Here is a 5,485-nt window from a genome sequence, read left to right on the forward strand (position 1 = left end):
CGGGTGCTGCGGACGCGGCGGCCCCAGGCGGCGCCCAGGGCGGCGGCCAGGGCGGCCGTGTCGTGGACGGCGCCGTCTTCGACGAACCAGGGCCCGCGGGCCCGCTCGTCCTCCAGCAGCAGGACCGCGGCCGCGGCCGCGTCGCGCCCGTCGAGCAGCGACAGGGCGCGGACGTTGCCCAGCTGCGCGGTCCAGCCGTGCTTCGCCGCGCGGAACAGCTCCAGGAAGGCCCGGTCGCGCGGGCCGTACAGGGCCGGCGGCCGCAGCGCGCAGGTGCGCAGCGGCCAGTCGCCCGCCAGCATCTGCTCGGCGGCCAGCTTGGAGCGGCCGTAGCCGGTGATCGGGGCGCAGGGGTCGCTCTCGCGGCGCGGGCGCTCCGGGCCGGCGGGGCCCGACGCGGCCAGGCTCGAGATCAGCACGAAGCGGCGCACGCTGCCCGCGCGCGCGGCCGCCTCGAGCAGGCGCCGCGTGCTCAGGACGTTGCCGCGGCGGTAGCTGTCGTCGTCGGGCGCGCGCACCACGCCGGCGCAGTGCAGCACGGCGTCGGCGCCGCGCACCAGCTCGTCCAGGCCGGCGGTGTCGGCGTCGTCGGGCAGCCCGCGCGGCGGCGCGAGCACCGCCGTCACGGTCGCGACGCGCGGGTCGAGCCAGCGGCGGTCGCTGGTCGGGCGCACCGCGGCGCGCACGGCGTGGCCGCGGGCCAGCAGCAGGTCGGCGATGTGGCTGCCGAGGAAACCCGTGGCGCCGGTCAGCGCCACCAGACCGCGCGTGCCGGCGCCGGCGCTCATGACAGCGGGAGGTCGTAGATCCGGTAGGTCTTGTACACCTTGGCGCCCAGCTTCTCGAGGATGCGGTTCATGGCGGTGTTGTTCTCGAGGATCCAGCTGCACTCGCCGGCGGTGATGCCGCCCTTGACCGCGGCCTTGTAGCTGCGCAGGACCATCAGCACGTCCACGCCCTTGTGGCGGTGCTCGGGCAGCACGCCCATCAGCAGGGTGCGCGCGTAGACGATCTTCTTGCGGTCGGCGATGAAGCGGAAGATCCCGAAGGGGAACAGGCGGCCGCGGACGCGCTTGAGCGCCAGGTTGAAGTCCGGCACGGTCATGCTGAAGCCCACCGGCTCGCCCTTCCACTCGGCGATCAGCAGCAGGTTCTCGTTGACCATCGTCTTCATCTCGCGGCCCGCGAAGTAGAACTCGTCGGGGTCCATGGGGATGAAGCCCCAGTTCTCGTGCCAGCAGCGGTTGTAGAGCCCGCGGATCAGCTCGACCTCGTTGCGGAAGTCCTTCTTGTTGATCGGCCGCACGGTCAGGTCGCTCTCGCCCCGGAAGACCTGCTTCGCGTTCTCCAGCACGCGCGCGGGCAGCGTGAAGCCGTCGGCGGTGATGCGCCAGGCCCACAGGTCGCGGCTCTTGGCCAGGCCCGGGTACGACTCCAGCAGGTCCTGGTACCAGACCGGGTTGTAGGACATGCCGGTGACCGGGGACGACGGCTCGCCCGCGATCAGCAGGCCCGGGTTGTCGTGGTTGGTCGTGAAGTTCAGCGGCCCGCGCATGGTCGTCTGGCCCTGCCCGCGCAGCCAGTCCCGGGCGGTGTCGAGCAGGGCGTGGGCGGTCGCGCGGTCCCGTTCGCACTCGAAGAAGCCGAAGAAGCCCGTGGTCTCGTGCCAGTGCTCGTTGTGGTAGCGGTCGACGCAGGCGCCCACGCGCCCGACCACCCGGCCGTCGCGGCGCGCCAGCCAGAGCCGGGTCTCGGCGTGGCGGAAGAACGGGTTGTGGGCCGGGTCGAGGAACTCGCGCAGCTGCTTCAGCAGCGGGAAGACGTAGTGGGGGTCGTCGGCGTAGACGTCGTACGGCAGCTGCAGGAAGGCCTCGAGGTCGCGCTTGCCGGCGACGGGGGTGATCGCGACGCCCATGCGGTCTCCTCGGGGGATCGGGTCAGACGACGCCCAGTTCGCGGCCCACGCGGGTCATGATGTCCATGGCCCGGTGCACCTCGTCCTCGGTGTGGGTGGCCATCAGGCTGAGCCGGATCAGGGCGTTGCCCTTCTCCACGGCGGGGGAGACCACGGGGTTGACGAAGACGCCCTCCTCGAACAGCCGCCCGCACATCTGGAAGGCCATCAGGTCCTCGCCGATGACCGCCGGGATGATGGGCGTGTTCGAGGGGCCGGTGTCGAAGCCGGCGTCCTGCAGGCGCTCCATCATGACCTCGGTGTTGCGCCACAGCTGCTTCAGGCGCCAGTCCTCCTCGAGCATCACGTCGACCGCCGCGGAGACCGAGGCCACCGAGGCCGGCGGCATGCTCGCCGAGAAGATCAGCGAGCGCGCGATGTGCTGGATGAAGTGGATGGTGTCCTTGTCCGCGGCGATGAAGCCGCCGACCGAGGCCAGCGACTTGCTGAAGGTGCCCATGATCAGGGGCACGCGGTCGGTGACCCCGAAGTGGTCGGCGGTGCCGCGGCCCTGCTTGCCCAGCACGCCGACGCCGTGCGCGTCGTCGATCATCAGGGAGGCGCCGTGGCGCTCGGCCAGTTCCAGGATCTCCGGGATCTTCGCGATGTCCCCGTGCATGGAGAACACGCCGTCCACGACGATGAGCTTGCCGTCGGTGGTGCAGACGTCCAGGGTGTGGGCCAGCGACGCCATGTCGTTGTGCTTGTACTTCTTGACCTGCCCGAAGCTCAGGCGGGTGCCGTCGATGATCGAGGCGTGGTCGGTGCGGTCGACGATGACGGTGTCGTTGCGGCCGACCAGCGCGGAGATCGCGCCCAGGTTGACCATCATGCCCGTCGAGAAGACCAGGGCGGCCTCCTTGCCGACCAGCCGGGCCAGCTTCTCCTCCAGCTCGAGGTGGATGTCCAGGGTGCCGTTCAGCAGCCGCGAACCGGCGCAACCGGTGCCGTACTTGTCCAGGGCCAGCTTGGCGGCTTCCTTCACCCGGGGGTGGTTCGTCAGGCCCAGGTAGTTGTTGCTCCCGAGCATGATGACTTCACGGCCATCGATCCGGACCGTGTTCTCCTGGGCCGATTCGATCACCCGGAAGAAATGGTAGAGCCCGGCGGCCTGGAGATCCCTGGCCGTGGTGAAGTGGGCGACCTTGTCGAACAGACCCATGTTACCGTGTTCCTTGTTGAACCGTCGGCTGCACGTATTGAAATCCGTTCTCGATTACGGGCGCAGTCGGCCCAGAACATATACGGGTTCGCAGCCGCATACCAATAAATTTACGTCAGGTCGAAGCCGGCTCCCGGCGTCTCCCGACCGTCCTGCCGCTCCGGTGCAGCAGCCCCCGCGCTTCCCAGGCCAGGAACGCGGCCATGGCGATCAGCCCGGCGGCGATGCCCGCCAGCAGCCATTCCCCGTCGCGCAGGAAGCCCGCGCACTGCCACCCCAGAGCCCCGATCGTCGTCGCCAGCATGAACAGCGCGGGCACGAGGGTGGCGGCGCGGGGCTTGTGCAACCCGACCAGCCAGCTCGAGACCACCAGCAGGCTGAGCGCTGCTACCAGCTGGTTCGCGGCGCCGAAGACGGGCCAGATCCGGTGGTAGCTGTCGCTGGCCCCCAGCCAGCCGGCCGCCAGGACCGTGGCCAGGGTGGCGCCCCAGCGGCCGCCGACCACCGGAGCGTCGCGCACGAGTTCCTGCAGGACGAAGCGGGCCAGCCGGGTCGAGGTGTCCAGGGTGGTGATCACGAAGGCGTTGATCATCAGGATGCCGAAGAACAGTCCGACCGACGCGCCCAGCCCCGGCAGGGCGTCGGTCAGGCGGCCGAAGCCCGTGGCGAAGGCGACGATGGGACCGCCGCCCGCCGGGCCCATCAGCTGCTGCAGGCTGCCGGCGGCGGGCGCAGCGCCGGCGTCCCAGGCCAGGGCCCCGGCGGCGATCAGCACCACCATCACCGCCAGGCCCGCTTCCAGGATCATGGCGCCGAAGCCGATGCGCAGCCCGTCGCTCTCGCGGGAGATCTGCTTACTGGTGGTGCCGCCGGCGACCAGGGAGTGGAAGCCCGAGATGGCGCCGCAGGCGATCATCACGCACAGCATGGGCCAGACGGGCCCCTGTCCCGGCGCGGACAGGCCGGTGAAGGCCGGCGCCCCCAACGTCGGGTGCAGCGCGACCAGGCCCAGCACACCGCCGCCGATGCCCAGGTAGAGGATCCAGGTGCTCAAGTAGTCGCGCGGCTGCAGCAGCAGCCAGACCGGCAGCGTCGAAGCCAAGACGCAGTAGGCCATCAGGATCCAGAACCAGATGGTGGCGGCCGGGACCCCGAGCACCGTCGGCGGCAGCGTGACGGGCAGCCGCACGCCCAGCCAGACCAGGGCGGCCAGCGCGGTCAGGGCCAGCAGCGTGTAGGGCAGCAGGGGCCGCCCCGGCCGCAGCACGCCGGCCCCGAACACGGCCGCCACCAGGATCAGGCCGAAGGTGGGCAGCACGATGCCGGGTTCCTTGACCAGGGTCTGGGCGGTGATCACGCCGAAGACCGCGACCACCATCACCAGCGTGCACCACAGGAAGACCGAGAGGATCAAGCGCGCGCGGCCGCCCAGCGTGGACTCCGCGATCTCGCCGATCGACACGCCGCCGCTGCGGACCGACGCCATCAGCGAGACGTAGTCGTGGACGGCGCCCATGAAGACCGAACCCAGGGCGATCCAGCCCAGGGCCGCGGCCCAGCCGAAGTAGAGCACGCCGAGCAGCGGTCCCACGATCGGGCCGGCGCCGGCGATCGAGGAGAAGTGGTGGCCGAACAGGACGGGCGCGCGCGTGGCGTGGTAGTCCACGCCGTCGGCCCGGCTGCGGCTCGGCACGACGATCGCGTCGTCGGGCCCGATCAGGCGGCTCGCGATGCGGCGACCGTACCAGCGGTAGCCGATCACGAGCCAGGCGGCGGCTAGGCCGGCGATCCACAGGCTGTTCAACGCGCCTCCTGCACTGCGTCGCGAGTCAGTCCCGCGACGGTTCCTCCCCGAAGACCTCGGCCTCGAAGATGTGGAAACGGGCGCCCCGGCGCCAGGCGCCGGCATCCAGGCCGGCCTTGAGGCTGAGCTGGTCGAGCAGCGTCTCGCGGTCCCAGCCCTGTTCGGCGGCGACCTGGGGCAGGAAGACCGCCCGCGCGCTCCCGCAGGCCATGACGACGCCGTGCCGCGGCACTTCGATCGCGGTCCAGTCGGCGACGGCCCGCAGCGGCGACAGGGCCGAGATCTCCAGCGTCAGGCCGGGCAGCTCGTCCGCGGTCAGGGGCAGGAAGCGCGGGTCGCGGAACGCGGCCGCCAGGGCGTTGGCGACCACGGCCTCGCACAGGGGCGCCGTGCCCGCGATGTCGCCGATGCAGCCCCGCAACCGCCCGCGGCGGTGCAGCGACACGAAGGCGCCGCGCCGCTCCAGCAGCGGTCCGCTCAACTCCGTGTCGGCGGCTGCGGCGAAGGCCCTGGGCAGCGGCGGGGGTTCGCCCCGCACCGCCGCGTCCACGGCCGCGCGCGCGAG

5 protein-coding genes are annotated in these 5,485 nt (G+C 71.5%); all 5 read right to left on the reverse strand.

Annotation, left to right across the window (positions count from 1 at the left end; translation table 11 throughout):
* Window positions 1–788, reverse strand: a 788-nt coding sequence (locus Q7W29_04205) for an NAD-dependent epimerase/dehydratase family protein (GenBank protein MDO9171017.1), incomplete at its 3' end; no start/stop codon positions are given.
* Window positions 785–1,915, reverse strand: a complete 1,131-nt coding sequence (locus Q7W29_04210; GenBank protein ID MDO9171018.1) for an N-acetyltransferase — start codon at window positions 1,913–1,915, stop codon at window positions 785–787. The genes Q7W29_04210 and Q7W29_04205, both read right to left, overlap by 4 nt.
* Window positions 1,916–1,937: 22 nt before the next feature.
* Window positions 1,938–3,116 carry an aminotransferase class I/II-fold pyridoxal phosphate-dependent enzyme gene (locus Q7W29_04215; protein MDO9171019.1) on the reverse strand — a complete coding sequence of 393 codons (1,179 nt, stop codon included), beginning with the start codon at window positions 3,114–3,116 and terminating at the stop codon, window positions 1,938–1,940.
* A 115-nt stretch (window positions 3,117–3,231) separates the two neighbouring features.
* A complete protein-coding gene (locus Q7W29_04220) occupies window positions 3,232–4,920 on the reverse strand; it encodes a carbon starvation protein A (protein ID MDO9171020.1) in 1,689 nt (562 codons plus the stop codon).
* A 25-nt stretch (window positions 4,921–4,945) separates the two neighbouring features.
* A partial coding sequence (gene amrA, locus Q7W29_04225) for an AmmeMemoRadiSam system protein A (protein MDO9171021.1) occupies window positions 4,946–5,485 on the reverse strand: 540 nt, incomplete at its 5' end.

The organism is bacterium, assembly GCA_030654305.1.
Taxonomy (GTDB): Bacteria; Krumholzibacteriota; Krumholzibacteriia; order LZORAL124-64-63; family LZORAL124-64-63; genus PNOJ01.

Coding starts and splice junctions, on each gene's coding strand:
- Q7W29_04210 (MDO9171018.1), bottom strand. CDS start 1,915: ATGGGCGTCGCGATCACCCCCGTCGCCGGCAAGCGCGACCTCGAGGCC.
- Q7W29_04215 (MDO9171019.1), bottom strand. CDS start 3,116: ATGGGTCTGTTCGACAAGGTCGCCCACTTCACCACGGCCAGGGATCTC.